Genomic DNA, 25,781 nt, shown 5'->3' with positions numbered 1-25,781 from the left:
ATGGTAGCGCAGCGATTGCGCCCGGCCAAGTCATGCGGCCGGCTGATGGCACTATAGACAGGGCGTGTATTTGTTGTCATGCACTCTGTGCCAGGCGGGCGGCCAAGGCGTCGGTGAGCATGGCGCTGATGGCATAGACCGACAGCTGTGGGTTGGCGCCGATGCTGGTGGGGAACAGCGAACCGTCATGTACCGACAGGTTTGCCAGTTGATGGTGACGACCGAGGCTGTCGCATACCGCCTGGCGCGGGTCGTCACCCATTGCGCAGCCCCCCATGACATGGGCGCTCCCCAGCCGGGTGCGAAACGGCTCCAGGCGCAAGGCGTCGATCATGCGCCGGGCCTCGCCCAGGCTGGCTGTGGCGCTGGCGTCACTGTGCACCGGAGTGACCTGCGCGGCGCCCGCCGCGAACTGGATCTGCGCCATGCTGTGGAAGGCGCGGCGCAGGCCGTCCCTCAGGTAGTCGGTGACCGGATAATCCAGCACTGGCGAACCGTCCCCGCGCAACTCTACCGTGCCCCCCGTGCTTTCGGGGTGAAAACCGTCGCGCAGCAACGCCAGCATCACGTGGGTGTGAGGGAGCTCGGCCATGCGCTTGGCGTTTTCGCTGCCCTGGCCACCTAGCAGGGTACTGGCCAGGGCCGGGTGCAAGGGCGGCACCTCCAGCTTGTAGCCCACCGGCCCATCGACGCCGTCCTGCCACTGGAAGTGGTCGCTGTAGATCGATTGCGGAGCACCGTAGAACGGGTCGATACGTTCGTCGAAGCGCGCAGCGCTGAAGTTGACCAGGTGCAGGAAGGTCCGTTTGCCCAGCCGTCCGTGCGGGTCGGGGGCCTTGGAGCGCAGCAGCAGGGCCGGGCTGTTGATACCGCCGCCAGCCACGATGTAATGGCGGGCGCGCACACTGATCTGCCGGCCAGTGGGGTGGATCCCCTGCGCGTCCAGGGCCTGGCACTGCAGCCGGGAAATCCGCTCGCCGTTGTGCTCGAAGCGTTCGGCGCGCGCGAGATAGAGCAGCTCACCGCCTTTTTCCAGGGTCGCCGGTATGCGCGTGACCAGCATCGACTGCTTGGCATTGACCGGGCAGCCCATGCCGCAGTAGCCGAGGTTCCAGCAACCGCGCACATTGCGCGGGATCACTGCCCAGCGGTAGCCGAGTTGTTCGCAGCCGCGCCGCAGTACGTCGTTGTTGGCGTTCGCAGGCATTGCCCAGGGCGTGATACCCAGATCCTGCTCGATACGCTCGAACCAGGGCTGCAACTGTGCTTCCCCCAGCCCGCTGACGCCATGCACCGTGGCCCAGTGCGCCAGGGTCTGCGGCGGTGTGCGAAAGCTCGAAGTCCAGTTGATCAGGGTGGTTCCACCCACGGCGCGGCCTTGCAGAATGGTGATGGCGCCATCCTTGCTCATGCGCCCCAGGCCTTCCTGATAGAGGCTCGCGTAGGCCTCGTTTTCCAGCAGATGGAAGTCGCTGCTCGTCTTCAACGGGCCTTCCTCGATCAGCAGCACCTTGTGGCCGGCCGCGCTGAGCATCTGTGCGCTGGTGGCGCCGCCGGCACCACTGCCGATCACGGCGATGTCGGCTTCCAGCGTCAGGTCCTGCTGCAGGCGTGAGCCGTCATAAGTGATCCAGCCACGTTCGAGGCCTTGGCGAAACGGGTCGGTTACAGGCATTGAGGATGCTCTTGTTGTCAGATCTTGGGTGGGCCGGGGTAGCCGCAGGCGGCCCAGGCTTCCGGGCACTCGTACCAGGCCATTTGCAGCAGTTGCAACAGCGAGGCATGGCCCATGCGCAGCAAATTCAGCGAGCTGTCCTGCCAGCGTTGTAGAAATGCCGTGACCTGGGCGCCGCTGGCCTGCTCCCAGGCGCCCCAGATTCCGGTGAGCGGGCCGCGAGTCAGCGGCAGGTTGAGTACATCGAACAACTGCCGGGTGAGCTTGAGCATTTCTGGCGATAGCGCTGCCAGCGTTTGGTCGAGGCTTTGCAGCACCCGTTCGTCACTCGCTGCGGTGCCCGCGAGCACCACCGGAATCAGCGCAAGCAGGGCGGGCAGGTCATCGTCGCGCAGCATCTGGTAACCGGCAGCAGGCGTTTGCGCGTTGCAGCCGACCAGGCTGGCGGTGCTCAGGAAAAGGCTGGCGCCCAGGCTGAAGCGCAACAGGTCACGGCGCTGCATCAGCGGATGAACAGCTTGTAGACCAGCCGCTGCAAGGCCTTGCCATAGGGCGGGTAGATCAGCCGCGCGGCGTTCAGGCGCTGCTTGGCCAGCACCGCCTTGGCCTTGCTGAAGGTCTGGAAGCCTTCGCGGCCATGATAGTGGCCCATGCCGGAGGGGCCGACGCCGCCGAACGGCAAGTCGTCCTGGGCCACGTGCAGCAGGGTGTCGTTCAGGCACACGCCACCGGAGTGGCTGTGCTGCAGCACGTGCTGCTGCTCGCCACGGTCGTAGCCAAAGTAGTACAGCGCCAGTGGGCGAGGGCGCTGGTTGATGTAGGCCAGGGCATCGTCGAGGTGGTCGTATGGCACCAGCGGCAGTAGCGGGCCGAAGATCTCGTCCTGCATCACCCGCATGCTGTCGTTGACCCGGGTCAGCAGGTGCGGCGGCAGGCGTCGGCCCTGGCGCGGCTCGTCGGCGTACAGGTCGAGCACCTGGGCGCCCTTGCCGCGGGCGTCGTCCAGCAGGTGCTGCAGGCGCTGCAACTGCCGTGGGTTGATGATGGCGCTGTAGTCGGGGTTGTCGGCGATGCGGGGGTACATGCGCCTGACGACGCTGCGGTAGGCCTCGGCGAAGTCGTTCAGGCGCTCACGTGGCACCAGCACGTAGTCGGGGGCGACGCAGGTCTGGCCGGCGTTGAGGGTCTTGCCGAAGGCGATGCGCTCGGCGGCGGTGTCCAGCGGTACGCTGGCCGAGACGATGGCGGGCGACTTGCCGCCCAGTTCCAGGGTCACCGGGGTGAGGTTTTGTGCGGCGGCCAGCATGACCTCGCGGCCGATGCTGGTAGCGCCGGTGAACAGCAGGTGGTCGAAGGGCAGGCGGGCGAACGCCTGGCCGACATCGACCTCGCCCAGTACCACGCTGACCAGGTCCTCGGGGAACACGCGCTCGAGGAGTGCCTTGAGGGCTGCACCGCTGGCTGGTGTGGCTTCGCTCAGCTTGAGCATGACCCGGTTGCCGGCGGCCAGGGCACCGGTCAGCGGGCCGATGGCGAGAAACAGCGGGTAGTTCCACGGCACGATGATGCCCACCACGCCCAGCGGCTGGTACAGCACGCGGGCGCTGGCCGGCTGGAAGGCCAGGCCCACGGCGCGTCGGGCCGGGCGCATCCAGCGCTGCAGGTGGCGCTCGGCATGGCGAATGCCTTGCACCGTAGGCAGCAGCTCGGCCAACAGCGTTTCGTCGGTACTGCGGCCACTGAAGTCGGCATCGATGGCTTCGATCAGTGCCTGCTGGTCGCCCAGCAGGGCCTCGCGCAGGCTTTTCAGCCACTGCCGGCGCTGTGCCGCTGGCGGCATGGGGTTGCCGGCAAAGGCCAGGCGCTGGGCGGCGAACGTCGCTTCCAGGTCGGTGTCGGAATGCACAGGAGGCAAGGCGATGGGCGAGGTCACGGTGGTCTCCCGTCGGGGCTCGAAGTCTCTAGAGCCTATACTCTAATTCGTACCATGGTGCGACTTTTTTCACCGGCGCAAACGGTGCATCAGCGGCATGAATGACCGTATGATGGCCCATTACCGAAAGCCCGCAGACTGGGAGCTGAGCATGGCCCCGCGCATGAAGACCCGAGAGCGCATCGTGCAGAACAGCCTGGAGCTGTTCAACCAGCAGGGCGAACGCAGCGTCAGTACCAACCACATTGCCGCGCACATGGAAATCTCGCCCGGCAACCTGTACTACCACTTCCCCAACAAGCAGGCGATCATCGCCCTGTTGTTCAGCCAGTACGAAGAGCTGGTGGACAGCTTCCTGCGCCCGCCGCAGGGCCGCAGGGCCACGGTCGAAGACAAGCGTTTCTACCTCAAGGCGCTGCTCGCGGCGATGTGGAACTACCGCTTCCTGCACCGTGACCTGGAACACCTGCTGGAAAGCGACCCCGAGCTGGCCGCCCGCTACCGGCGCTTTTCCGAGCGCTGCCTGCGCCAGGGCCAGGCGATCTACCGTGGCTTCGTCGATGCCGGGATCCTGGCCATGGAAGCTGCGCAGATCGAATCGCTGACCATCAATGCCTGGATCGTGCTGACCTCGTGGGTACGCTTTCTCAGTACAACGCGGGAACATTCTGCGCACCTGGGTGAAGAAGCCTTCAAGCGTGGCGTCTATCAGGTGCTGGTGCTGGAACTCGGTTTCGTCACCCTTGACGCGCGCAGCGCCGTGGACGCCCTGTGCCAGGAATTCCACGTTCCGTTCAATCAGGCCCTGGAACAGTAGCCAGGGCCTTCGTGCCATCGATCAGGAGATTGTCATGCCCCTTGCGCAATTGATCACCCCGCAACAGCTGGCCGAGCGCCTGGACTCGCCCAAACTGGTGATCCTGGATTGTCGTTTTGCCCTGGAGGATGTGGATTACGGCCAACGCAGCTATGCCGAGGGGCATATCGCCGGCGCGCACTTTGCCGACCTGGAGCGTGACTTGAGCGGGCCGGTCAGCAAGGGCCGCACCGGCCGACACCCGTTGCCGGACCCGCACCGGCTGGTCGAGCGCCTGCGCGAGTGGGGCCTGGACGACGACAGCGAAGTGGTGCTGTACGACGATGGCCCCGGCGCTTTTGCCGCCCGGGCCTGGTGGTTGCTGGCCTGGCTGGGCAAGCGCAGCGACGTGGCGATCCTCGATGGTGGCCTCAAGGCCTGGCATGCGGCGCATCTGCCGCTGAGCCTGGATGCGCCAACCAAGCGCGAGGGGACGTTCAGCGGTGAGCCAGATGCCAAACTGCTGATCGACGCCGAGCACCTGGCCAAGCGCCTTGGCAGCCCCGACCTGACCCTGATCGATGCCCGTGCGTTGCCGCGCTTTCGGGGTGAGGTGGAGCCGATCGACCCTGTCGCCGGGCACATTCCGGGCGCCCAGTGCGCGGCCTTCAACGAAAACCTCGGTGCCGATGGGCGCTTCCTGGCGCCGGAGCAGCTCAAGCAGCGTTTCGCCGAGAAGCTGGCAGGGCGCTCGCCAGAGCAACTGGTGGCCTACTGCGGGTCAGGGGTGACGGCCTGCCACAACCTGTTTGCCCTGGCGCTGGCGGGGTATCCGTTGGGCAAGTTGTACGCCGGGTCGTGGAGTGAATGGATCAATGATCCCAAGCATGGCGTGGCGACTGGCGAGTAATCACTGACCGTCGACAAGCCACTGCGGAATCCGCCGCTCCAGGTAATAGCCCGGATTCCTCAGGCTGCCGTCGACAAACCCGACATGCCCACCCCGCTCATGCAGCTCGAACTGTGTTTGCGGCGCCAGTTCACTGGCCGTGGGCAGGCTGTGGCCGAACACGAACGGGTCATCGGTGGCATGGATGATCAGCGTCGGCGTGCGGTTCTCCCCCAGATAAAACCGGCTCGATGAGCGGCGATAGTAATCGTGGGCATCGTTGAAACCGTTGAGCGGCGCGGTGACCTTGCCGTCGAAATCCCAGAACGTCTTCAACCTTCCCAAAGGCCCCAGCCGGTCGAGCGCGGCCAGGCCCTCGTGGTGCCCGCGGTCGCGGAAGTGCCGTTGTTTCACCTGCACATAGGCCATCATCTCGCGCATGAAATGCGCCTGATACACCTTGGAAAAGCCCTGGCCGATGCGGTCGGCGCACTGATCCAGGCGAAACGGTACCGAAACAGCCACGGCGGCTTGCAGCTGGCTGGCAGAGCCCCTTTCCCCCAGGTACTTGAGCAGCACATTGCCGCCCAGCGAGTAGCCGACGGCATACAACGGAGCCAACGGGCGCTGGGCGTGCAGGTGGGCGACCACCTCGGCGAGGTCTTCGCTGGCGCCGGAGTGGTAACTGCGCGGCAGCAGGTTCGGCTCGCCGGAACAGCCGCGCCAGTTCACCGCCACGCTGGCCCAGCCGCGGGCCTGCAGCGACTGTTGCAAGCCTTTGACGTAGGGTGAATGGGACGAGCCGGTCAGGCCATGCAGCACCAGCACCAGTGGCGCCTCCGGGCTGTGCGGACCATGCCAGTCGAGGTCGAGAAAATCGCCATCGGCCAGCCACAGGCGTTCGCGGTTTCGTTCCAGCTCCGGCAGCTTGCGCCACAGTGGCCCCCACAGGGTTTGCAGGTGGGGGTTGGACAGGCCGATGGCCGGGCGGAACGTGGCGGTGAGACTGGGCATGCTGGGCGACTCGTGATGTGCCTGCGTAGAGTGCCACGCAACCCCGCCGCTGTACCTGCGCTATTGGTCGGGGGCTGGCAGAGGTTGCTGTTCGACGCTTGGGCCGAGACTGACCTCTACGTTGTAGCTTAGGTCGAGATGGTTGAAGTGCTCCAGCAAGATCGTGGGAGCATCTTCAACCCTGCTGGCAGCGGGTTAGCTGTATCGTGATACGGCTTGCGGGATCAGCCCCGTTGCCAGAGCGCATAGTGCACCTGGCCGGTCTTCTTCTCGCGGTGCAGGCGCCAGTTGCCGGGCATCGGCAGCGTCGAGGGGGCGGCCTCGCTTTCGGTGTAGATCCACGCCTGTTCGCGCAGCCACTGGTTCTGTTCCAGCAGGTTGCAGGTGTTGGCCAGCAAGTCCTGATGGAACGGCGGGTCGAGGAACACCACGTCGAACTGCTGCTTGGCCGGGTTCTGCAGGTAGCGCAGGGCGTCGGTCTGCAAGATTTGCCCGCGCGGGCAGCGCAGGATCTCGAGGTTGTTCTTCAGGTTGGCGATGGCCGCCGGGTTGCTGTCCAGCGCCACGGCATTCTCGGCGCCACGGGACAGTGCCTCCAGCACCAGGGCGCCGCTGCCGGTAAAGGCATCGAGCACCTGGGCACCTTCGATGTAGGGCGCCAGCCAGTTGAACACGGTTTCGCGCACGCGGTCAGGGGTTGGGCGCAGGCCTTCGCCTTCCGGTACCGCCAGGCGGCGGCTGCGCCACTCGCCGGCGATGATGCGCAGGTGACCCTGGCCCTTGCTTTGGCCCTGCTGCGGGCGGGCGGGAGGGGTGGATCTAGGCATTAGTGCTCCGGTACGCCGAGCGGTTGCTCGGACGGTTTGTCAGTGGGGGCCGGCAGTGGCTGCTGTGGCACTTTCGGGCCAACGGTGACGACCACAAGTTTATCGGCTGCCAGGTGCTTGTTCATCGCTGCCTTGACCTGTTCGACGGTCAGCGCCTGGGACTGCTGCATGAAGTCTTCCAGCCAGGTCAGGGGCAGGTTGTAGAAACCAATGGCGCCGAGTTGGCCGACGATGCTGGCGTTGCTGGCATTGGACAGCGGGAAGCTGCCGGCCAGTTCGCGCTTGGCATCGTCCAGCTCTTGCTGGGTCGGGCCGATCTTGAGGTAGTCGGCGAGGATGTCCTGTACCAGCTTGAGGGTCCCTTCGCTGAGTTCGGCACGGGTCTGCAGGTTGATCATGAACGGGCCACGCACCTGCATCGGGCTGAACACCGAGTACACGCCGTAGGTCAGGCCGCGCTTCTCGCGGACTTCGCTCATCAGGCGGGTGCCGAATGCGCCACCGCCGAGGATCTGGTTGCCCAGCGACAGGGCCGGCCAGTCCGGGTCCTGGCGGTCGATACCGAGCTCGGCCAGCATCAGGTGAGTCTGCTTGCTCGGGAAGTCGATATGGGTGACGCCGGCCTTGGGCTCGACCGGCTGGGCCGGTTTGGCCAGCGCCGGGCCTTTGGGCAGGGCGGCGGACACCTGGGCGGCAACGGCCTCGGCTTCCTCGCGGCTGAGGTCGCCCACCAGGGCGATCACCGCGTTGCCAGCGGCATAGGCCTTGCTGTGGAACGCACGCAGTTGCTCAAGGGTGATGCCCGGCACGCTCTCGGCACTGCCATCGCTTGGCTGGGCGTAGGGGTGGTCGCCGTAGAGCTTGCTGAACAGGGCCTTGCCGGCGATCTTGCCAGGGTTCTGCTTCTCATATTCGAAGCCGGCCAGCAGCTGGTTCTTGATGCGTTTCAGGGCATCTTCGGGGAAGGTCGGCTTGCCGGCCACTTCGGCGAACAGCTTGAGCGCCGGCTCGCGCTTGTCCTTGGCGCTCAGGCTGCGCAGCGAGGCCACGGCCATGTCGCGGTAGGACCCATTGCCGAAATCGGCGCCAAGGCCTTCGAAGCCTTCGGCGATGGCGGTCACATCCTTGCCAGCCACGCCCTCGTTGAGCATGGCGTTGGTCAGGGTAGCCAGGCCGGGCGTGTTGCCGTCCTGGCTGCTGCCCGCAGCGAAGGTCACGCGCAGGTCGAACATCGGCAGTTCGCGGGCTTCGACGAACAGCACTCGGGCGCCTTCGGCGGTGGTCCAGTGCTGGATGTTCAGCTGGCGCCGGCTGGGTGCCTTGCCGTCCAGCTCGGCCAGCGACTGCAGGGTGTTGGCCGGGCGTGCGGCGCTGCTTTCGGCTTCGGAGTGGGCAGGGCGGGCGAGCACGGCGGCCACGGCCACCACCAGCGCGATGATGCCTGTGCCGATCAGGGTATAGCGCGGTGCGCTGCGATCACTCATGAGCGGACTCCTCGGGCAGTACGTGGGCAACGCTCAGGCGTTCGCGGGTGAAATAGGTGCGCGCAGCGTTCTGCACGTCTTGCGGGGTAACGCGCTTGAGTTCGTCCAGCTCGCTGTCGATCAGCTTCCAGGACAGGCCGACCGTCTCCAGCTGGCCAATGGTGGTGGCCTGGCTGCTGATGGAGTCGCGGTCGTAGACCAGGCCGGCGATCACCTGGGCACGCACGCGCTCCAGTTCTTCGGCGCTGGGCGGAGTGGTCTTGAGTTCATCGAGCAGCTGCCAGACGCCTTTCTCGACGTCGGCCAGGGTTTTCTGCTTCTGCACGTTCGGCGTGGCCGAGATCAGGAACAGGCTGTCGCCACGGGTAAAGGCGTTGTAGCTGGACGAGGCGCCGGCCACCAGCTCCTGGCCACGCTCCAGGCGTGCCGGCATGCGTGCGCTGTAGCCGCCGTCGAGCAAGGCCGAGATCAGCCGCAGGGCGTGCACGTTGCGCGGATCCTTGGCGGTTGCCAGGCTCGGGACGTTGAAGCCATAGATCAGGCTTGGCAACTGGGTGCGCACGTGCAGCGTCAGCAGGCGCTGGCCAGGCTCGGCGAGCTCCAGCGGCAGCTTGGCCGGCGGCACGGCGCGCTTGGGAATGCTGCCGAAGTACTTCTGCGCCAGACCTTTCACTTCATCGGCGGTGACATCGCCAACCACCACCAGGGTGGCGTTGTTCGGTGCGTACCAGGATTCGTACCAGTGGCGCAGTTCCTCGACCTTCATGCGCTCGAGGTCGGCCATCCAGCCGATGGTCGGGGTGTGGTAGCCGCTGGCCGGGAAGGCCATGGCGCGGAACAGCTCGAAGGCCTTGGAGCTTGGCTGGTCATCGGTACGCAGGCGGCGTTCTTCCTTGATCACCTCGATTTCGCGGGCGAACTCGTCGGCAGGCAGGCGCAGGCTGGCCAGGCGGTCGGCTTCCAGTTCGAGGGCCACCGGCAGGCGGTCGCGGGCCAGCACCTGGTAATAGGCGGTGTAGTCGTCGCTGGTGAAGGCGTTTTCTTCCGCGCCGAGGTCACGCAGGATGCGCGAGGCCTCGCCGGGGCCGATCTTGGCGCTGCCCTTGAACATCATGTGCTCCAGGGCATGGGACAAGCCGGTCTGGCCCGGGGTCTCGTAGCTGGAGCCGACCTTGTACCAGATCTGCGACACCACCACCGGGGCGCGATGGTCTTCGCGCACGACGACTTTCAGGCCGTTGTCGAGGATGAATTCGTGGGTGGGTTGCACGTCGGCGGCGAAAGCCGCGAGCGGCAGGCAGAGCGTGCTGAGCAGCAGGCCAGCGGCGCGGCGGGCTAGAGCATTCATACGGTGATTAACCTGTTCGGCGGCCCGCTGGTTTAGCGTCGGCGGGCCAGGAGGTGCTAGGATACTGATCCGGTTGCCTGGCGACCATGCCTGTCGCCGTTCTGGCCCGCAGGCTCATTAAGACAAAACATTGCGCATGAACCAGTCGGATTCAAAATAGTCTGTTCTGCGTTTAGAGAATTCCCGATGCGCCAGCTGCTGGCCCATCGCTACCCTGAGATAGCCGTCTTCCATGTTTGGTTCCAACGACGACAAAAAAGCGCCGGCTGAGGCTGGCGAGAAAAAAGGCCTGTTCAGCTGGTTTCGCAAGAAGCCGCAGCAACCTGTCGCCGAACAGCCTCAAACGCCTGAGCCACAAGCGCCCGAGGTGCAGCCAGCCGAGCCGGTAGCGCCGCAGTCTGCTGCCCCGCAGCCGCTTGTCGATGCGCAGCAGCCTGCGCCGGTCGAGCCAGTCGAGCCGGTGGCCCCGGTGCTCGAAGCACCTGTGCCAGAACCGGTCGCTTCCCAGCCATTGCAAGCGCCCGAGCCTGAGCCGATTGCCTCTGAGCCGTTGGTCGCACCGGCGCCTGAACCCGTCGCCTCCATGCCGCTGCAAGCAGCGCCGGTAGCGGCTGCCCCGGTGGTCGAGCCTGCCCCTGTCAGCAACCTGGTGCTTCCGGTCGCTGAAGAGCCTGTGGCACTGGTGCCGGACCTGGAGCCCAAGGCGCCGCCGGTGATTCCGGAACGTCCCGCGCCGGAGCCGGTGGTAGTGGCCCCCGTCGTGGCCCCTGCCCCTGTAACCACTGAACCAGCCCCCGTGGTTGCTGCGCCGGTGGCCACCGAGCAGTCCAAGCCGGGTTTCTTCGCCCGCCTCAAGCAGGGCCTGTCGAAGACCAGTGCCAGCATCGGCGAAGGCATGGCCAGCCTGTTCCTGGGCAAGAAGGTCATCGATGACGACCTGCTCGACGAGATCGAAACCCGCCTGCTGACCGCCGACGTCGGCGTCGAAGCCACCTCGGCCATCGTCCAGAACCTGACCCAGAAGGTCGCCCGCAAGCAGCTGGCGGACGCCGACGCGCTGTACAAGTCGCTGCAGGAAGAGCTGGCCGCACTCCTGCGCCCGGTCGAGCAGCCGCTCAAGGTCGAGGCGCAGAACAAGCCCTACGTGATTCTGGTGGTCGGCGTGAACGGTGCCGGCAAGACCACCACCATCGGCAAACTGGCCAAGAAACTGCAGCTGGAAGGCAAGAAAGTCATGCTGGCTGCCGGTGATACCTTCCGCGCCGCCGCCGTCGAGCAGTTGCAGGTGTGGGGCGAGCGTAACCAGATCCCGGTGATCGCCCAGCACACCGGCGCCGATTCCGCCTCGGTGATCTTCGACGCCGTGCAGGCTGCCAAGGCCCGCGGTGTGGATGTGCTGATCGCCGACACCGCCGGCCGCCTGCACACCAAAGACAACCTGATGGAAGAGCTGAAAAAGGTCCGCCGGGTGATCGGCAAGCTCGACGCCGAAGCGCCGCACGAGGTGCTGCTGGTGCTCGACGCCGGTACCGGGCAGAACGCCATCAGCCAGGCCAAGTACTTCAACCAGAGCGTCGAACTGACCGGCCTGGCCCTGACCAAGCTGGACGGCACCGCCAAGGGCGGGGTGATCTTCGCCCTGGCCAAGCAGTTCAACATCCCGATCCGCTTCATCGGTGTCGGTGAAGGCATCGACGACCTGCGCACCTTCGAAGCCGAGCCGTTCGTCAAGGCTCTGTTCGCCGAGCGAGACTGACCATGATCCGATTCGAACAGGTTGCCAAGCGCTACCCTAATGGCCATGTCGGCTTGCATGAGCTGAGTTTCCGGGCGCGCCGGGGCGAGTTCCTGTTCGTCACCGGCCACTCGGGCGCCGGCAAGAGCACCTTGCTGCGCCTGCTGCTGGCCATGGAACGCCCGACCAGCGGCAAGCTGATGCTGGCCGGGCAGGACCTGGGCCAGATCAGCAATGCGCAGATCCCGTTCCTGCGTCGGCAGATCGGCGTGGTGTTCCAGAACCACCAGCTGCTGTTCGACCGCACGGTGTTCAACAACATCGCGCTGCCGCTGCAGATTCTCGGCTTGTCCAAGGCCGAGATCGCCAAGCGTGTGGATTCGGCGCTTGAGCGCGTTTCGCTGTCCGACAAGGGCGAGCTGTTCCCGGCCGACCTGTCCACGGGCCAGCAGCAGCGGGTCGGTATCGCCCGCGCCATCGTCCACCAGCCGGCCTTGCTGCTGGCGGACGAACCCACCGGTAACCTTGACCCGCGCCTGGCTGCAGAGATCATGGGCGTGTTCGAGGACATCAACCGCCTGGGCACCACGGTTCTGATCGCCAGTCACGACCTGGCACTGATTGCGCGCATGCGCCACCGCATGCTGACCCTGCAGCGCGGCCGTCTGATCGGCGATGGGGAGGCCGGGCAATGAGCACTACACGTACACCCAAGGTATCCGAGCGCGTTGCGCCCAAGGCCGCCGACCCGCAGCCGGCCAAGAAGAAGGGCGGCGATCATGACGACGACGGCCCGGATTTTCGCACTCTGCTGCACGCCTGGCTGGAAAGCCATCGTGCCAGCCTGGCCGACAGCCTGCGGCGCCTGGGCAAGCAGCCGATCGGCAGCTTCTTCACCTGCCTGGTGATGGCCGTGGCCTTGAGCATGCCGATGGGCCTGTCGCTGCTGTTGAAGAACATCGAGGTGCTGGGTGGCTCCTGGCAGCGCGCTGCGCAGATTTCGCTGTACCTCAAGCTCGATGCGGGTAGCCAGCAGGGTGAAGCCCTGCGCGACGACATCAGGCGCATGCCGGGCGTCGCCGACGCCCAGTACGTAAGCCCCGGGCAGGCCCTGGAAGAATTCCAGCAGCAGTCCGGGCTGGGCGAAGCCCTGCGCGAACTGCCCGACAACCCGTTGCCCGGTGTCGTGGTGGTGACCCCGACCGAAGTCGACAAGCCGGCTCTGGAAGCCCTGCGTCAGCGCCTGGCGGAACTGCCAAGGGTGGAAAACGCGCAGTTGGACCTGGTATGGGTGGAGCGCCTGGCGGCGATCCTCAAACTGGGCGACCGGTTTGTCTTCGGCTTGGCAGTGATGCTGATTTCTGCGCTGCTGTTAGTAATCGGTAACACAATTCGTCTACATATTGAAAACCGCCGCATCGAGATCGAAGTGATCAAGCTGGTTGGCGGCACCGACAGCTACGTACGCCGGCCTTTCCTGTACATGGGCGCCTTGTACGGCCTGGGTGCGGGCGTGCTGGCCTGGGCCATCCTGGCGTTCGGCCTGAACTGGCTGAACGAGGCCGTGGTAGGGCTGTCCGGGCTGTATGGCAGTGACTTCGCCCTGGGCGGGGTACCCGCTTCCGATGGTCTGTCGCTCTTGATCGGAGCGGTGCTGTTGGGGTATATCGGTGCATGGATCGCCGTCGCCCGCCATTTGAACGAGCTGGCGCCGCGATAGTTTTTACGTGCCAGCATTGACATTTTCTTCACGATGGAACTTGTACGGTCGTTCCGGGTCAATGTTGACAGCGCTCACAAGGCGCGAGTTTTGTAAGTCGGAGGTTCTTGAATGACCACATCGTTGCAACCTGCCTATGCCCTGGTTCCTGGTGCAAACCTGGAAGCCTACGTGCACACGGTCAACAGCATCCCGCTGTTGTCTGTCGAGCAGGAGCGTGATCTGGCCGAGCGTCTCTACTACGAGCAGGATCTCGAGGCCGCTCGGCAAATGGTGATGGCCCACCTGCGTTTCGTTGTGCATATCGCGCGTAGCTATGCAGGCTACGGGCTGGCCCAGGCTGACCTGATCCAGGAAGGCAACGTCGGCCTGATGAAGGCAGTCAAGCGCTTCAACCCGGAAATGGGCGTGCGCCTGGTGTCCTTCGCCGTGCACTGGATCAAGGCAGAGATCCACGAATTCATCCTGCGCAACTGGCGCATCGTCAAGGTGGCGACCACCAAGGCCCAGCGCAAGCTGTTCTTCAACCTGCGCAGCCAGAAGAAGCGTCTGGCCTGGCTGAACAACGACGAAGTGCATCGCGTGGCAGAAAGCCTGGGCGTCGAGCCACGTGAAGTGCGCGAGATGGAAAGCCGCCTGAGTGGCCAGGACATGGCCTTCGACCCGGCAGCCGAAGCCGATGACGACAGCGCCTTCCAGTCGCCTGCGCATTATCTGGAAGACCACCGCTACGACCCGGCGGTGCAGCTGGAGGATGCCGACTGGAGCGACAACTCCACCAGCAACCTGCACGAAGCGCTGCAAGGCCTGGATGACCGTAGTCGCGACATTCTCTACCAGCGCTGGTTGGCGGAAGAAAAGGCCACGTTGCATGAGCTGGCTGACAAGTACAGCGTGTCGGCTGAGCGGATTCGCCAGCTGGAGAAGAATGCGATGAACAAGGTCAAGGCGCTGATCACCATCTGATCGAGCCTGGCTGCACTAAAAAGCCGCTGCCCTTTAAGGGGCAGCGGCTTTTTTATTTGCGTTGGCTCTACTGGCCAACCCGCTCATGGCCGACGCGAAGCATCCAGCTGCATCAGGTAGCTCGGCCCGCCCAACTGGCTCATCTGCCGGCGAATCCAGCCCGCCCGGCTCGCCACATAGGCACTTGGCCGGCTGGCACTCCACTTGATCGGGCTCGGCAGCACCGCCGCCAGTTGTGCGGCCTGCTGGCGGGTCAGTCGGCTGGCATCGACGCCGAAGTGATAACGCGCCGCAGCCTGGGCACCGAACACGCCTTTGCCCCATTCGGCACTGTTCAGGTAGACCTCGAGAATCCGCTCCTTCGACCAGAACAGCTCGATCAGTGCGGTGAACCAGGCTTCCAGCCCCTTGCGGAACCAACTGCGGCCCGACCACAGGAACAGGTTCTTGGCCACCTGCTGGGTGAGGGTGCTGGCGCCACGAATGCTGCCACCGCGCTCGTTGTACGCCAGTGCCGCCTGGATGGCCGGAATGTCGAAGCCCCAATGGCTGGCGAACTTCTGGTCTTCACCGGCGATGACCGCCACCTTGAGCTCGTCGGAGATGTTTTCCCACGGTTCCCAGTCGCGTTGCAGGTCGATCGGTTCGCCACTCACCCACGATTGCACCTTGCGTTCGAGCATCAAGGCCGTGCCCGGCGGTGGCACCCAGCGAAACACCAGTACCAGCACAATGCTGCCGGCAGCGAACCAGAGCAGGGCGCGGGCGAGGCGGCGGAGAATGGATGACAGCATGACGATGGCTTGGCCGGACCGGTGGAACGGGCCATTATACAGACCCGATACAAGGAGTCGTCCCATGCTTCGCAGCTTCCTCATGCTCGCCGCCTTTTTCGGCTTTACCGGCGTCGCCTTGGGCGCGTTCGCCGCACATGGGCTGAAGAACCGCCTGACGGCCGATTACCTGGCCATTTTCCATACCGGGGTGACCTATCAGCTGGTGCATGCCCTGGCGATCTTCGGTGTCGCCGTGCTTTCGGCGCACCTGCCGGGGCGCCTGGTGGGCTGGGCCGGCGGTCTGTTCGCCCTGGGGATCGTGCTGTTCTCCGGTAGCCTGTACCTGCTGACCCTCAGCGGCCTGGGCAAGCTGGGCATGATCACCCCCATCGGCGGCCTGTGCTTCCTCGCCGGTTGGCTGTGCCTGGGCCTGGCTGCCTGGCGGCTGGGCTGACCAAACTGTCCACTATCGCGACTAATGGCGTGCAGCGCCCTTGGGTTCGTGCGTGGATCGGCGCTAGAATGCGGGCCCCAAAGAACAATGGTGGCCGTGCGCATGCGCATTCAACTGAACGGTGAACCTTACGAATTGCCCGCTGGCGAAAGCGTCGCGGCCCTGCTGGCCCGCCTGGAACTGACCGGGCGCCGGGTGGCGGTGGAACTCAACCTGGATATCGTGCCGCGCAGCCAGCACGACAGCACCCAGCTTAACGAAGGCGACCAGGTCGAAGTGGTCCACGCCATCGGTGGCGGTTGAGCATTCTCCGGCGATTCACCTGATAGCCCTGTAACCTTTTCAGAGGAACATCGATGAGCAACGTTCGCAGCGACAAGCCCTTCATCCTGGCCGGGCGCACGTTCCAGTCGCGCCTGCTGGTCGGCACCGGCAAATACCGTGACATGGACGAAACCCGCCTGGCAACCGAAGCCTCGGGTGCCGAGATCGTCACCGTGGCCGTGCGCCGGACCAACCTGGGCCAGAATGCGGGCGAGCCGAACCTGCTCGACGTGCTGTCGCCCGACAAGTACACCATCCTGCCAAACACGGCAGGTTGCTTTGACGCTGTCGAGGCGGTTCGTACCTGCCGCCTGGCCCGTGAGCTGCTCGATGGCCACAAGTCCCACGAGTCGCGCACGCTGGTGAAGCTGGAAGTGCTGGCCGACCAGAAAACCCTGTTCCCCAACGTGATCGAAACCCTCAAGGCCGCCGAAGTGCTGGTCAAGGACGGTTTCGACGTGATGGTCTACACCAGCGACGACCCGATCATCGCCCGCCAGCTGGCCGAAGCCGGCTGCATCGCGGTGATGCCGTTGGCTGGCCTGATCGGCACTGGCCTGGGCATCTGCAACCCGTACAACCTGCAGATCATCCTCGAAGAGTCGAAGGTGCCGGTACTGGTCGATGCCGGTGTGGGTACCGCCTCCGATGCCACCATCGCCATGGAAATGGGCTGTGAAGCCGTGCTGATGAACTCGGCCATCGCCCATGCCCAGCAGCCGGTGCTGATGGCCGAAGCCATGAAGCACGCTATCCTCGCCGGCCGCATGGCCTACCTGGCCGGCCGCATGCCGAAAAAACTTTACGCCAGCGCCTCTTCGCCGCTGGATGGTCTGATCAAGTAAGAGCCCCTGATGACTGACTCGCAAGATACGCCGATCACCGCCGACGGCGACCAGCGCCCACACCGCCGCATTAAGAGCTTCGTGATGCGCGCCGGGCGCATGACCGAAGGCCAGCAACGCGGCCTTGACCAGGGCGGCCCGCAGTTCATCCTGCCGCTGGCCGACAGCCCGGTGGACTACGACCAGGTGTTCGGCCGTTCGGCGCCGCGTACGCTGGAGATCGGCTTCGGCATGGGCCATTCCCTGCTGGAAATGGCCGCTGCCGCGCCTGAACAGGACTTCATTGGTGTCGAAGTGCACCGTCCGGGTGTTGGTGCGCTGCTCAACGGCGTACTGACCCAGGGACTGAAGAACCTGCGGGTGTATGACTGCGATGCGATTGAAGTGCTCAACCGCTGCGTGGCCGACAACAGCCTCGATCGCCTGATGCTGTTCTTCCCTGACCCTTGGCACAAGGCGCGTCACCACAAGCGCCGCATCGTCCAGCTGGAATTCGCCGAGCTGGTGCGTCGCAAGCTCAAGCCCGGTGGCGTGTTCCACATGGCAACCGACTGGGAGCCGTACGCCGAGTACATGCTGGAAGTGATGAGCGCCGCCCCGGGCTATCGCAACCGCGCTGAAGACGGTACCTACGTGCCGCGCCCGGAAGAGCGCCCGATCACCAAGTTCGAGCGCCGCGGCGAGCGGCTGGGGCATGGGGTGTGGGACTTGAAGTTCGAGAAGGTGGATTGATTGGCGGATTGAGCCTTTCGATATACTGAGGCCTGTAGAAATGCAGGCGAAAAAAAACCGCTCTGAGAAGAGCGGTTTTTTTATGGGAGCGACAGGACTGAGTATCCTCCGCTCCGGGGCCGAAAGCCGCCACACGGTCAGAGGATCATAGGCAGCCTGAGACGATGGGTCAATGATGAGACATATTCAGCATCAAGTGTGTCGGAGTGGTTAACAGTTTCGACCGCGTATTCCAAGTATCATCGCGCTGCTCCAGTGTGGATAATTTCGGTGATGGGCCGGGTAGGCGAAGAATTCTGCTTTTCCGGCCCCTTCGACGCGGCCTGAGAACCGTGCCGGTGAATTTTTCGAAGGGCCATTGACCTGGCCACTTCACCGAAAGCTGTCACACGGTTTTCGAAGGCATCGAAGCGCCGGTTAGATGCTGGAGGATTGGCCCGCCAACACGGAGGCCAAGGCATATGAAGCGTTTGCTTGATGCGCTGAGCCGCGTCTGGAAGCTCATCCGGATCTTGACTGTGCTCAAGACCGTTCGAGACTTCATGCGCGATCACTTCGATGATGCCCAATAAGGGCTAGTCAGGTGGTAGGGCTGCCCTGGTTCTCCGGGGCAGCTTTTAGCAGGCTCACCCGCGACGATCAGCGACCACGCCAATCAACACCAGCACCACCAACAACACTGGCGCCAGCGCGTAGTTGTTGAATTGCCCCAACCCCTTCACCACCCAAGGCGTGGCATAGATCAGCGCCGCACCACTGCCGATCATCACCAGGGCAGCCATCACCGGCACCCGCAGCGCGCCCGCCAGGGCACCCAGACGCTGGTCCACCCAGCCTTTGATATCGGTGCCGAACAGCACCAGCAGGCAGCCTACCAGGGCCAGGGAAATCTCCGACAGATTGCTGCGGCTCCAGCGTGAAACCGTGGCGAGCAGATCAAGTACCAGATCCATGGGTCATCCTTAGGTCAAGAAGTACTGCAGCAGGTCATTGAGGAACAGCTGGCCGCGTGGCGTGGCCACCAGTCGATCCGGTTCGACCTGCAAAAGGCCCTTTTGTTCGGCTGCGCGGCGGGCTTCGGCCAGTTGTGGCAGGGGCAGCCCGGTGCGCTGCGTGAACAGTTCGGCTTCCACGCCATCGGTGAGGCGCAGGGCGTTCATCAGGAACTCGAACGGCAGCTCGTCCACCGGCAGCAGCTTCTCGCCAGCCTTGAACGGCTTGGCCAGGTTCAGGTAATCCTTGGGCAGGCGGGTCTTCCACGTGCGCAGGATGCGGCCATCGGCAAACGTCAGCTTGCCGTGGGCGCCGGCACCGATACCGATGAAGTCACCGAAGCGCCAGTAGTTGAGGTTGTGTCGGGCGGCACGGTCAGGCTGGGCGTAGGCCGAAACTTCATACTGCTTGAAGCCATTGGCCGCCATCAGCGCCTGGCCCGCTTCCTGGATATCCCAGAGGATATCGTCCTCGGGCAGTTCCGGTGGCTGGTTCCAGAACACCGTGTTCGGCTCGACGGTCAGCTGGTACCACGACAGGTGCGTCGGTCCCAGGTCGATGGCCTGGCGCAGGTCGCCCAGGGCGTCGTCCAGCGACTGCTCGGGCAGGCCATGCATCAGGTCCATGTTGAAGTTGTCGAAGCCCGCAGCGCGTGCCATGCCGGCGGCACGGATCGCTTCGTCGCCGTTGTGGATGCGCCCCAGCGCCTCCAGTTTGGCTGGCTGGAAGCTCTGCACGCCAATCGACAGGCGGTTGATGCCAGTCTGCCGGTAGGCCTTGAATTTCTCCTGCTCGAAGGTACCCGGGTTGGCCTCGAGCGTGATCTCGATGTCCGACGCGAACGGGATGCGCTGCTCCACGCCGCGCAGCAGGCGCCCCAGGGCATTGGCGCTGAACAGGCTCGGCGTACCACCGCCGAAGAAGATCGACGACAGGGTGCGGCCCTGCACGGCGGCCAGTTCCAGGTCGAGGTCGGTCAACAGGGCGTCGACGTAGGCCTCTTCAGGCAGCTCAGGCCCGGCGGCGTGGGAGTTGAAATCGCAGTAAGGGCATTTGCGCACACACCACGGGATGTGGATGTACAGCGCCAGCGGCGGCAGGCTGGTGAGCGCCACCGCGCCGGCTTCGGACAGCGTTGCGATCATGCCAGGCCCAGACGTTGACGCAGCAGGGCCATGGCGCGGGCGCGGTGGCTGAGCTGGTTCTTATCCACAGGGGCGAGGTCGGCGCTCGAGCACTTGCGCTCTGGTACCCAGAACAACGGGTCGTAGCCAAAGCCATGCTCGCCGCTGGCCTCGAACAGGATGCTGCCGTGCCACAGGCCTTCGCAAAGGATCGGCAGCGGGTCATCGGCGTGGCGTACCAGGGCCAGCACACAGACGAACTGCGCGCCGCGTTGTTCTTGCGGCACATCTTTCAGGGCTTCGAGCAGCTTGGCGTTGTTTGCCGCGTCACCCTTGCCGTCGGCATAGCGCGCCGAGTAGATGCCCGGCGCGCCGCCGAGGAAGTCCACGGCCAGGCCGGAGTCGTCGGCCAGCGCCGGCAAGCCGGAGATGCGCGCGGCATTGCGGGCCTTGAGGATGGCGTTCTCGACGAACGACAGGCCGGTTTCCTCGGGCTCTACCTGGCTGAATTCACCGATCGAGCGCAGTTGCACGGACTGGCCGAGCATGGCCTGCAGTTCCTTGAGTTTGCCGGCGTTGTGGCTGGCCAATACGAGTTGCTGGAAATTCATCATTCGCCTGGGAATACGTCCTGGTTGAAACTGAGTGGGTGGCTGACTCCGCCGGTCTCGACATTGAGGTCGAAGGTCAGGGTCTCGGCCTGCTCGATCTTGAACTGGGCGATGTAGTACACCGCGCCCTGGTCGGTTATCTGCTTGAACGACAGCGGGCTGGTACGTCCGGTCAGGTCTTTCACGGTACCGCTGACCACCGCCATGGCCGGCTTGTCGGCCTTGAGCACGGCGATGTTGAGCACGCCTTGGTTCTTGCTGCGGGTGAGCCCGGTGGCAGCGGCGATGTCCGGTTGCAGCATGCTCGAGGTGAAGGCGCTGTAGTGCACCGTCACGTCGCCGAAGACCTCCTTGCGCTCGGGGCGGGCGGCATCGGCCGCCATCACTGGCAGGGCCAGGCACAGGCTGATCAGGAACAGGGCTAGGCGACGCATGGTGCGAATCCTCCGGTGGGCGTCAGACCGCCAGTTGGTGCTCCTGCAGGCCCGGGCTGCTGACGCGATAGATGCCGATTTCACCTAGAAGATTAGGCCAAAGCCGCCCACCCCACCCGTTACGGTGCAAGTGGTCGACGGCCAGGCGGTCAAGGACCTTGGCACGGCGCTCATGGCACAGCTCTTCGAAGTCGGCGAAGGTGCAGAAGTGGATGTTCGGCGTGTTGTACCAGGTGTACGGCATGAAGTCCGACACCGGCATGCGGCCCTTGGTGGCCAGGTACCAGCGGCAGCGCCAATGGCCGAAGTTGGGGAAGGTGATGATGCACTGGCGCCCCACCCGCAGCATCTCGTCGAGGATGCGGTCAGGGTATTCCACGGCCTGCAGGGCCTGGGTCATGATCACCACGTCGAAGCTGTTGCTGGCAAAGTTGCCCAGGCCCTTGTCGAGGTCCTGCTCGATGACGTTGACGCCCTTGGCCACGCAGGCGGCGATGTTGTCGGCGTCGATCTCCAGGCCATAGCCGGTGACCTGCTTGCGGTCACGCAGCGAAGCCAGCAACTCGCCATTGCCGCAGCCCAGGTCGAGTACCCGGCTGCCGGCGGGAATCCACTCGTGGATGATTTCCAGATCGGCTCTCATGCTGTCCTCAGATGGCGATGCGGTTCATGTAGTTCGCGAAACCCTGCATGTAGCGAGGCGTGGGGATCAGGAAGGCATCGTGCCCATAAGGTGAGTCGATCTCCAGATAACAGACGTTCTTGCGCGCTGCCATCAAGGCATCGACGATCTCCCGCGAGCGGGCCGGCGAGAAGCGCCAGTCGGTGGTGAACGACATGATGCAGTAATCCGCCTTGACGTCGGCCAGGGTGGCCGCCAGGTCGCCGCCATTGGCCGCGGCCGGGTCGAAATAGTCCAGGGCCTTGGTCATCAGCAGGTAGGTGTTGGCGTCGAAACGGCCGGAAAACTCCTCGCCCTGGTAGCGCAGGTAGCTCTCGACCTGGAATTCGACGCTGTGGAAGTCGTAGTTGAGCTTGTCGCTTTTCAGCTCGCGGCCGAATTTCTCACCCATCGAGTCGTCGGACAGGTAAGTGATGTGGCCGACCATGCGCGCCAGCATCAGGCCGCGTTTGGGAATCACGCCCTGGTCCTGGAACGAGCCACCGTGGAATTCGGGGTCGGTGAGGATGGCCTGGCGTGCCACTTCGTTGAAGGCGATGTTCTGTGCCGACAGCTTGGGTGCCGAAGCGATGTCCACGCAGTGGCGCACACGATCGGGGTAGGTCATGGTCCACTGCAGGGCCTGCATGCCGCCCAGGCTGCCACCGACGATGGCCGCCCACTGCGCAATGCCCAGGCGGTCGGCCAGGCGTGCCTGGCTGTGCACCCAGTCTTCCACGGTCAGTACCGGGAACTCGGCACCATAAGGCTTGCCGGTGGCCGGGTTGATGCTGCTCGGGCCGGTGCTGCCATTGCAGCCGCCGAGGTTGTTCAGGCTGACCACGAAGAAACGGTTGGTATCGATCGGCTTGCCGGGGCCGATGCAACTGTCCCACCAGCCCGGCTTGCGGTCGGTGGTGGCATGGTAGCCAGCGGCATGGTGATGGCCGGACAGGGCATGGCAGATCAGCACGGCATTGCTCGCGCTGGCGTTCAGGGTGCCATAGGTCTCATAGACCAGCTCGTAGCTGTTCAGCGAACGGCCACAGGCCAGGGCCAGCGGTTCATCGAACCTGGCAATTTGCGGTGTAACCAGACCGACGGAATCTTCGGGAAGGACAGTGGACATCGACCCTGCTCACGCTTGACGGAGGCGTAAGTCTAAAGAGCACCATCCCCAGCGGCAAGCAAAGGCTTGCCGCTGGGCGTGCGAGGGGTCAGATCATCCGCCACAGTTCCTGTGGCATGCCCGCGTAGGCCGCCAGCGGTGGCATGACGAACGACTGGATCACCTGGATCGCCAGGAAGGCGAAGATCGGCGAGATGTCCATGCCGCCCAGGTTGGGTACGATGCGGCGGAACGGTGCCAGCACCGGTTCGCTGATCTGCCAGGCCAGCTCGGCTGCCGGGTTGTGGCTGTTCGGTGCGACCCAGGAAACGATCACCATGACGATCATCGCCACCCAGAAGATTTTCAGGAACAGCGAGGTGATGCCGATGATGGCCCACATCAGCAGGTGCAGGATGTCGCCAAAGGTGCCGTAGGTGATCATCAGCACGAAGCCCATCAGCAGCGCCTGGATGACGATCGCCAGCAGCAGCGACGACGTGTCCAGGCCGCCGATGCTGGGGATCACCCGGCGGATCGGCTTGAGCAGCGGCTGGGTGGCGCGCACGGCGAACTGGCTCAGCGGGTTGTAGAAGTTGGCCTTGACCAGCTGCAGCACGAAGCGCAGCAGGACGATCACCAGGTACAGGCTGACCAGGGTTTGCACCACGAAGATCGCGGCGCCGGACAGTGCATTCATCAACAGCTCCTTATTTGCCCAATTGTTCGGCCAGTTCGGCGGAACGCTTCGACGCCGCTGCCAGCGCCTGTTCGACGATGGCTTCGAAACCGTTGCCCTGGAACGACTTGATCGCCGCTTCGGTGGTGCCGGCGGGCGAGGTGACGCGGCGGCGCAGTTCTGCGGCATCGACATCGCTGGCCACGGCCATGTGCGCGGCGCCCAGGGCGGTCTGCAGGGTCAGTTGCGAGGAGGTTTCGCGAGGCAGGCCGAGTTTTTCGCCAGCAGCGGTCATCGCTTCGATCAACAGGAAGAAGTAGGCCGGGCCACTGCCGGAAACCGCAGTGACGGCGTCCAGTTGCTGTTCCTGTTCCAGCCATAGGGCGGTACCGACTGCCGACAACAGCTGTTCGGCCTGCTGGCGTTGTTCGGCGGACACTTCAGCGGTGGCGTACAGGCCGCTGACACCTTGGCGCAGCAGCGCCGGCGTGTTGGGCATGCAGCGCACCACCGGGCGGGCGCCGAGCCAGGTTTGCAGGCTGGCGCAGGTGATGCCGGCGGCGATCGAGACGATCAGCTGGCCAGCTGCCAGGTTTGGCTTCAGTGACTCGCACACGGCCTTCATGACTTGCGGTTTCACTGCCAGCACGATCACGTCGGCACCGGCAATCGCCTGGGCGTTGTCTTCGAAAGCTTCGATGCCGTGTTCGGCCTGGACGCGGGTGCGGGTCTCGGCGCCGGGGTCGCTGGCACGGATCTGCGCCGCGTCCAGGCCCTGGGCACGCAGGCCGCCGATCAGGCTGGCGGCCATGTTGCCGGCGCCGATAAAGGCAATACGTGTCTTGCTCATGTCAGGTCCTTGAGGGAAAGAGTGAGTAAAGCATGGAATCAGTTGGGCCCGTAATTGCGCGCGCCGAACAGGGCGGTACCGATACGTACCCAGGTCGCTCCCTGGGCGATGGCCGCTTCCAGGTCGTGGCTCATGCCCATCGACAGGGTGTCCAGGCCGAGCGCCAGGCTTTGCTGAAGCTGGCGCAGGCTGGCGAAGGCGGCCTCTTGGGAGGCGCGATCTTCGGTCGACTCGGGGATTGCCATCAGCCCGCGCAGGCGCAGGTTGGGCAGTGCCGCCACGGCCTTGGCCAGCGCTGGCAGGTCGGCCGGGGCGCAACCGGACTTGCTGTCTTCGCCGCTGACGTTCACCTGCAGGCAGATGTTCAGCGGCGCCAAGCCCGCAGGGCGCTGTTCGGACAGGCGTTGGGCGATCTTCAGGCGGTCCACGGAGTGCACCCAGTCGAAATGTTCGGCAATGGCTTTGGTCTTGTTCGACTGAATGGGGCCGATGAAGTGCCAGATCAAGGGCAGGTCGCGCAGTTCTTCTTGCTTGGCCAGGGCTTCCTGCAGGTAGTTTTCCCCGACATCCCGTACGCCGGCGGCGTGGATTTCGCGAATGGCGGCGGCCGGTTTGGTCTTGCTCACCGCCAGCAGCTGGACGCTGGCCGGGTCGCGCCCGGCAGCCTGGGCAGCGCTATGGATACGGGCGACGAGGGCGGAAAGGTTGTCTGCTATGGTGGACATGGATCAATGCCGTCGGCTCTGGAGATCTTCGGCATTCTACCTGCTTGATGGCTATTGGGGAGTCTCATGGACGTGACCGACCTGTTGGCCCGGGCCGAGGATGCAAGGGCGAGCGACCTGCATCTGGCCGTGGGCGAAATACCCATGCTGCGTGTGGATGGGGAGCTGCGGCGCATGGACCTGCCGAGCGTGACCACAGCCGCATTGAGCGACGCGCTGGCGCCGCTGCTCGACGAAGGGCAGTACCAGCAATGGCGGCAAGGCGATGAACTGGACCTGGCACTGGAGCTGCCAGCACTTGGGCGCTTTCGTCTCAACCTGTTTCGGCAGCTGAACGGCCTGGCAGCCTCGATCCGTCTGATTGCGAAACGCATTGCCAGCGTCGATGACCTAGACCTTGAAGAAGTGTTTCAAGCCGTTGCGCGGCACTCGGATGGCCTGGTGCTGGTGGGTGGCCCGACCGGCAGCGGCAAGTCGAGTACCCTGGCGGCGCTGATCGACCGGCTCAATCGTGAGCGGGCGCTGCATATCATTACCCTCGAAGACCCTGTTGAAGTTATCCACAGCAGCCGATGCAGCCTGGTCAACCAGCGTGAGATAGGCCGGCATTGTCGTGACGTCGCTCAAGGGCTGCGCAGCGCCCTGCGCCAGGACCCGGATGTGATCATGATTGGCGAACTGCGCGATCTGGAGAGCATCCGCCTGGCGTTGCGCGCGGCGCAGACCGGGCATCTGGTGCTGGCCACGGTGCACACGCGGTCGGCGGCCGCCAGCATCGACCGGCTGGTCGAGGTGTTTGCGGCGGAGGAAAAGCCGTTGGTGCGGGCGATGCTGGCGGAGTCGCTGAGGCTGGTGGTGGCGCAGGTGCTAGTCAAGCGCGTGGGCGGCGGCCGGGTGGCGGCGAGAGAGGTGCTGGTGGCGACACCTGCGGTACGCAACCTGGTGAGTGAGGGGCGGATGGCGCAGTTGTGTTCGGTGATGCAGGCGGGTGCGGCGCAGGGGATGCGGACGATGGAAGGGGCGATACGGGGGCTGAGGGAGAAGGGGCTGATCAGCGATCTCTAGCGCCTGTTCCGGC

28 protein-coding genes are annotated in these 25,781 nt (G+C 64.6%); 11 read left to right on the top strand and 17 right to left on the bottom strand.

Annotated elements, in window-relative coordinates; genetic code table 11:
- Positions 1–76 precede the first annotated feature (76 nt).
- The 3 genes from CAF78_RS07240 to CAF78_RS07230 are packed head-to-tail and all read right to left on the bottom strand — an operon-like array spanning position 77 to position 3,608.
- A complete protein-coding gene (locus tag CAF78_RS07240; RefSeq protein ID WP_085677916.1) occupies positions 77–1,675 on the bottom strand; it encodes a GMC family oxidoreductase in 1,599 nt (532 codons plus the stop codon).
- A gap of 17 nt (positions 1,676–1,692) precedes the next feature.
- Positions 1,693–2,178 carry a twin-arginine translocation pathway signal protein gene (locus CAF78_RS07235; protein WP_085677917.1) on the bottom strand — a complete coding sequence of 162 codons (486 nt, stop codon included), beginning with the start codon at positions 2,176–2,178 and terminating at the stop codon, positions 1,693–1,695.
- On the bottom strand, positions 2,178–3,608 hold the full coding sequence (locus CAF78_RS07230) for a coniferyl aldehyde dehydrogenase (protein ID WP_085677918.1): 1,431 nt from the start codon (positions 3,606–3,608) through the stop codon (positions 2,178–2,180). Before CAF78_RS07230 ends, CAF78_RS07235 begins: the two co-directional genes overlap by 1 nt.
- 151 nt (positions 3,609–3,759) lie before the next feature.
- Between CAF78_RS07230 and CAF78_RS07225 the strand changes: the two genes are divergently transcribed.
- Together CAF78_RS07225 and CAF78_RS07220 are read left to right on the top strand one after the other, a co-directional pair.
- The gene (locus CAF78_RS07225; protein ID WP_085677997.1) at positions 3,760–4,425 is read left to right on the top strand and encodes a TetR/AcrR family transcriptional regulator; all 666 of its coding nucleotides are present in this window, start codon (positions 3,760–3,762) and stop codon (positions 4,423–4,425) included.
- A gap of 34 nt (positions 4,426–4,459) precedes the next feature.
- Positions 4,460–5,314, top strand: coding sequence for a sulfurtransferase (locus CAF78_RS07220; protein WP_085677919.1), 855 nt, complete (start codon positions 4,460–4,462; stop codon positions 5,312–5,314).
- Here the strand turns inward: CAF78_RS07220 and CAF78_RS07215 are convergent, their stop codons facing one another.
- The 4 genes from CAF78_RS07215 to CAF78_RS07200 form a co-directional block, all read right to left on the bottom strand.
- The gene (locus tag CAF78_RS07215) at positions 5,315–6,307 is read right to left on the bottom strand and encodes a hydrolase (RefSeq protein ID WP_085677920.1); all 993 of its coding nucleotides are present in this window, start codon (positions 6,305–6,307) and stop codon (positions 5,315–5,317) included.
- Between the two features lie 224 nt (positions 6,308–6,531).
- A complete protein-coding gene (gene rsmD / locus CAF78_RS07210) occupies positions 6,532–7,134 on the bottom strand; it encodes a 16S rRNA (guanine(966)-N(2))-methyltransferase RsmD (protein ID WP_085677921.1) in 603 nt (200 codons plus the stop codon).
- Complete coding sequence (locus CAF78_RS07205) at positions 7,134–8,618, bottom strand: pitrilysin family protein (protein ID WP_085677922.1); 1,485 nt, start codon at positions 8,616–8,618, stop codon at positions 7,134–7,136. Before CAF78_RS07205 ends, rsmD begins: the two co-directional genes overlap by 1 nt.
- Positions 8,611–9,966, bottom strand: coding sequence for a pitrilysin family protein (locus CAF78_RS07200; RefSeq protein ID WP_085677923.1), 1,356 nt, complete (start codon positions 9,964–9,966; stop codon positions 8,611–8,613). Before CAF78_RS07200 ends, CAF78_RS07205 begins: the two co-directional genes overlap by 8 nt.
- A 232-nt stretch (positions 9,967–10,198) precedes the next feature.
- Here CAF78_RS07200 and ftsY point away from each other — a divergent pair, with 232 nt between their 5' ends.
- The 4 genes from ftsY (at position 10,199) to rpoH (ending at position 14,387) form a co-directional block, all read left to right on the top strand.
- Complete coding sequence (gene ftsY, locus CAF78_RS07190; RefSeq protein WP_085677924.1) at positions 10,199–11,722, top strand: signal recognition particle-docking protein FtsY; 1,524 nt, start codon at positions 10,199–10,201, stop codon at positions 11,720–11,722.
- Positions 11,723–11,724: 2 nt separating this feature from the next.
- Entirely contained in the window at positions 11,725–12,396 is a 672-nt protein-coding gene (gene ftsE, locus CAF78_RS07185; RefSeq protein WP_012274659.1) for a cell division ATP-binding protein FtsE, read from the top strand.
- Entirely contained in the window at positions 12,393–13,421 is a 1,029-nt protein-coding gene (gene ftsX, locus CAF78_RS07180) for a permease-like cell division protein FtsX (protein WP_085677925.1), read from the top strand. Before ftsE ends, ftsX begins: the two co-directional genes overlap by 4 nt.
- Before the next feature lie 111 nt (positions 13,422–13,532).
- Positions 13,533–14,387 carry an RNA polymerase sigma factor RpoH gene (gene rpoH / locus CAF78_RS07175; protein ID WP_079230062.1) on the top strand — a complete coding sequence of 285 codons (855 nt, stop codon included), beginning with the start codon at positions 13,533–13,535 and terminating at the stop codon, positions 14,385–14,387.
- Positions 14,388–14,470: 83 nt separating this feature from the next.
- Here rpoH and mtgA read toward each other — a convergent pair whose 3' ends face one another.
- The gene (gene mtgA / locus CAF78_RS07170) at positions 14,471–15,181 is read right to left on the bottom strand and encodes a monofunctional biosynthetic peptidoglycan transglycosylase (RefSeq protein WP_085677926.1); all 711 of its coding nucleotides are present in this window, start codon (positions 15,179–15,181) and stop codon (positions 14,471–14,473) included.
- A 64-nt stretch (positions 15,182–15,245) separates the two neighbouring features.
- Between mtgA and CAF78_RS07165 the strand changes: the two genes are divergently transcribed.
- The 4 genes from CAF78_RS07165 to trmB all read left to right on the top strand — a co-directional run bounded on the left by CAF78_RS07165 (position 15,246) and on the right by trmB (position 17,518).
- The gene (locus CAF78_RS07165; protein ID WP_085677927.1) at positions 15,246–15,617 is read left to right on the top strand and encodes a DUF423 domain-containing protein; all 372 of its coding nucleotides are present in this window, start codon (positions 15,246–15,248) and stop codon (positions 15,615–15,617) included.
- A 102-nt stretch (positions 15,618–15,719) separates the two neighbouring features.
- Positions 15,720–15,920: a sulfur carrier protein ThiS gene (thiS, locus tag CAF78_RS07160; protein WP_085677998.1), complete on the top strand. Its 201-nt coding sequence runs from the start codon at positions 15,720–15,722 to the stop codon at positions 15,918–15,920.
- Positions 15,921–15,973: 53 nt separating this feature from the next.
- Positions 15,974–16,786 (top strand): thiazole synthase, encoded by an 813-nt coding sequence (locus tag CAF78_RS07155; RefSeq protein ID WP_085677928.1) that lies wholly within the window; start codon positions 15,974–15,976, stop codon positions 16,784–16,786.
- A gap of 9 nt (positions 16,787–16,795) precedes the next feature.
- Complete coding sequence (trmB, locus tag CAF78_RS07150; RefSeq protein ID WP_085677929.1) at positions 16,796–17,518, top strand: tRNA (guanosine(46)-N7)-methyltransferase TrmB; 723 nt, start codon at positions 16,796–16,798, stop codon at positions 17,516–17,518.
- A 626-nt stretch (positions 17,519–18,144) separates the two neighbouring features.
- On the opposite strand, the gene CAF78_RS07145 is transcribed toward trmB, so the two are convergent.
- From CAF78_RS07145 to CAF78_RS07105, 9 genes are all read right to left on the bottom strand, one after another.
- Positions 18,145–18,471, bottom strand: coding sequence for a DUF3392 family protein (locus CAF78_RS07145; RefSeq protein WP_027920975.1), 327 nt, complete (start codon positions 18,469–18,471; stop codon positions 18,145–18,147).
- A 9-nt stretch (positions 18,472–18,480) separates the two neighbouring features.
- Positions 18,481–19,656 carry a radical SAM family heme chaperone HemW gene (gene hemW / locus CAF78_RS07140; protein ID WP_085677930.1) on the bottom strand — a complete coding sequence of 392 codons (1,176 nt, stop codon included), beginning with the start codon at positions 19,654–19,656 and terminating at the stop codon, positions 18,481–18,483.
- On the bottom strand, positions 19,653–20,249 hold the full coding sequence (gene rdgB, locus CAF78_RS07135; protein WP_085677931.1) for an RdgB/HAM1 family non-canonical purine NTP pyrophosphatase: 597 nt from the start codon (positions 20,247–20,249) through the stop codon (positions 19,653–19,655). Before rdgB ends, hemW begins: the two co-directional genes overlap by 4 nt.
- Positions 20,246–20,680 carry a DUF4426 domain-containing protein gene (locus CAF78_RS07130; protein WP_085677932.1) on the bottom strand — a complete coding sequence of 145 codons (435 nt, stop codon included), beginning with the start codon at positions 20,678–20,680 and terminating at the stop codon, positions 20,246–20,248. The genes rdgB and CAF78_RS07130 overlap by 4 nt, the downstream gene beginning before the upstream one ends.
- Positions 20,681–20,702: 22 nt before the next feature.
- Positions 20,703–21,323: a methionine biosynthesis protein MetW gene (metW, locus tag CAF78_RS07125; RefSeq protein ID WP_027920979.1), complete on the bottom strand. Its 621-nt coding sequence runs from the start codon at positions 21,321–21,323 to the stop codon at positions 20,703–20,705.
- 7 nt (positions 21,324–21,330) lie between these two features.
- Complete coding sequence (locus tag CAF78_RS07120) at positions 21,331–22,470, bottom strand: homoserine O-acetyltransferase (protein WP_085677933.1); 1,140 nt, start codon at positions 22,468–22,470, stop codon at positions 21,331–21,333.
- Positions 22,471–22,558: 88 nt separating this feature from the next.
- Entirely contained in the window at positions 22,559–23,149 is a 591-nt protein-coding gene (locus CAF78_RS07115) for a YggT family protein (RefSeq protein WP_085677934.1), read from the bottom strand.
- A 10-nt stretch (positions 23,150–23,159) separates the two neighbouring features.
- Complete coding sequence (gene proC / locus CAF78_RS07110) at positions 23,160–23,978, bottom strand: pyrroline-5-carboxylate reductase (RefSeq protein ID WP_085677935.1); 819 nt, start codon at positions 23,976–23,978, stop codon at positions 23,160–23,162.
- Between the two features lie 38 nt (positions 23,979–24,016).
- On the bottom strand, positions 24,017–24,703 hold the full coding sequence (locus tag CAF78_RS07105) for a YggS family pyridoxal phosphate-dependent enzyme (protein WP_085677936.1): 687 nt from the start codon (positions 24,701–24,703) through the stop codon (positions 24,017–24,019).
- 66 nt (positions 24,704–24,769) lie between these two features.
- Between CAF78_RS07105 and CAF78_RS07100 the strand changes: the two genes are divergently transcribed.
- Positions 24,770–25,768 carry a type IV pilus twitching motility protein PilT gene (locus tag CAF78_RS07100; protein WP_085677937.1) on the top strand — a complete coding sequence of 333 codons (999 nt, stop codon included), beginning with the start codon at positions 24,770–24,772 and terminating at the stop codon, positions 25,766–25,768.
- Positions 25,769–25,781 lie beyond the last annotated feature (13 nt).

It is taken from the genome of Pseudomonas sp. R28(2017) (genome assembly GCF_002112505.1).
Lineage (GTDB): Bacteria > Pseudomonadota > Gammaproteobacteria > Pseudomonadales > Pseudomonadaceae > Aquipseudomonas.
Note: the sequence above shows the minus strand (reverse complement) of the source record. Positions and strands in the feature narration are given on the sequence as shown.

Excerpts from the sequence above, each read along its gene's own strand:
- CAF78_RS07240 (WP_085677916.1), bottom strand. The coding sequence starts at position 1,675 with ATGCCTGTAACCGACCCGTTTCGCCAAGGCCTCGAACGTGGCTGGATC.
- CAF78_RS07235 (WP_085677917.1), bottom strand. The coding sequence starts at position 2,178 with ATGCAGCGCCGTGACCTGTTGCGCTTCAGCCTGGGCGCCAGCCTTTTC.
- CAF78_RS07225 (WP_085677997.1), top strand. The coding sequence starts at position 3,760 with ATGGCCCCGCGCATGAAGACCCGAGAGCGCATCGTGCAGAACAGCCTG.
- CAF78_RS07220 (WP_085677919.1), top strand. The coding sequence starts at position 4,460 with ATGCCCCTTGCGCAATTGATCACCCCGCAACAGCTGGCCGAGCGCCTG.
- CAF78_RS07215 (WP_085677920.1), bottom strand. The coding sequence starts at position 6,307 with ATGCCCAGTCTCACCGCCACGTTCCGCCCGGCCATCGGCCTGTCCAAC.
- rsmD (WP_085677921.1), bottom strand. The coding sequence starts at position 7,134 with ATGCCTAGATCCACCCCTCCCGCCCGCCCGCAGCAGGGCCAAAGCAAG.
- CAF78_RS07205 (WP_085677922.1), bottom strand. The coding sequence starts at position 8,618 with ATGAGTGATCGCAGCGCACCGCGCTATACCCTGATCGGCACAGGCATC.
- CAF78_RS07200 (WP_085677923.1), bottom strand. The coding sequence starts at position 9,966 with ATGAATGCTCTAGCCCGCCGCGCCGCTGGCCTGCTGCTCAGCACGCTC.
- ftsY (WP_085677924.1), top strand. The coding sequence starts at position 10,199 with ATGTTTGGTTCCAACGACGACAAAAAAGCGCCGGCTGAGGCTGGCGAG.
- ftsE (WP_012274659.1), top strand. The coding sequence starts at position 11,725 with ATGATCCGATTCGAACAGGTTGCCAAGCGCTACCCTAATGGCCATGTC.
- ftsX (WP_085677925.1), top strand. The coding sequence starts at position 12,393 with ATGAGCACTACACGTACACCCAAGGTATCCGAGCGCGTTGCGCCCAAG.
- rpoH (WP_079230062.1), top strand. The coding sequence starts at position 13,533 with ATGACCACATCGTTGCAACCTGCCTATGCCCTGGTTCCTGGTGCAAAC.
- mtgA (WP_085677926.1), bottom strand. The coding sequence starts at position 15,181 with ATGCTGTCATCCATTCTCCGCCGCCTCGCCCGCGCCCTGCTCTGGTTC.
- CAF78_RS07165 (WP_085677927.1), top strand. The coding sequence starts at position 15,246 with ATGCTTCGCAGCTTCCTCATGCTCGCCGCCTTTTTCGGCTTTACCGGC.
- thiS (WP_085677998.1), top strand. The coding sequence starts at position 15,720 with ATGCGCATTCAACTGAACGGTGAACCTTACGAATTGCCCGCTGGCGAA.
- CAF78_RS07155 (WP_085677928.1), top strand. The coding sequence starts at position 15,974 with ATGAGCAACGTTCGCAGCGACAAGCCCTTCATCCTGGCCGGGCGCACG.
- trmB (WP_085677929.1), top strand. The coding sequence starts at position 16,796 with ATGACTGACTCGCAAGATACGCCGATCACCGCCGACGGCGACCAGCGC.
- CAF78_RS07145 (WP_027920975.1), bottom strand. The coding sequence starts at position 18,471 with ATGGATCTGGTACTTGATCTGCTCGCCACGGTTTCACGCTGGAGCCGC.
- hemW (WP_085677930.1), bottom strand. The coding sequence starts at position 19,656 with ATGATCGCAACGCTGTCCGAAGCCGGCGCGGTGGCGCTCACCAGCCTG.
- rdgB (WP_085677931.1), bottom strand. The coding sequence starts at position 20,249 with ATGATGAATTTCCAGCAACTCGTATTGGCCAGCCACAACGCCGGCAAA.
- CAF78_RS07130 (WP_085677932.1), bottom strand. The coding sequence starts at position 20,680 with ATGCGTCGCCTAGCCCTGTTCCTGATCAGCCTGTGCCTGGCCCTGCCA.
- metW (WP_027920979.1), bottom strand. The coding sequence starts at position 21,323 with ATGAGAGCCGATCTGGAAATCATCCACGAGTGGATTCCCGCCGGCAGC.
- CAF78_RS07120 (WP_085677933.1), bottom strand. The coding sequence starts at position 22,470 with ATGTCCACTGTCCTTCCCGAAGATTCCGTCGGTCTGGTTACACCGCAA.
- CAF78_RS07115 (WP_085677934.1), bottom strand. The coding sequence starts at position 23,149 with ATGAATGCACTGTCCGGCGCCGCGATCTTCGTGGTGCAAACCCTGGTC.
- proC (WP_085677935.1), bottom strand. The coding sequence starts at position 23,978 with ATGAGCAAGACACGTATTGCCTTTATCGGCGCCGGCAACATGGCCGCC.
- CAF78_RS07105 (WP_085677936.1), bottom strand. The coding sequence starts at position 24,703 with ATGTCCACCATAGCAGACAACCTTTCCGCCCTCGTCGCCCGTATCCAT.
- CAF78_RS07100 (WP_085677937.1), top strand. The coding sequence starts at position 24,770 with ATGGACGTGACCGACCTGTTGGCCCGGGCCGAGGATGCAAGGGCGAGC.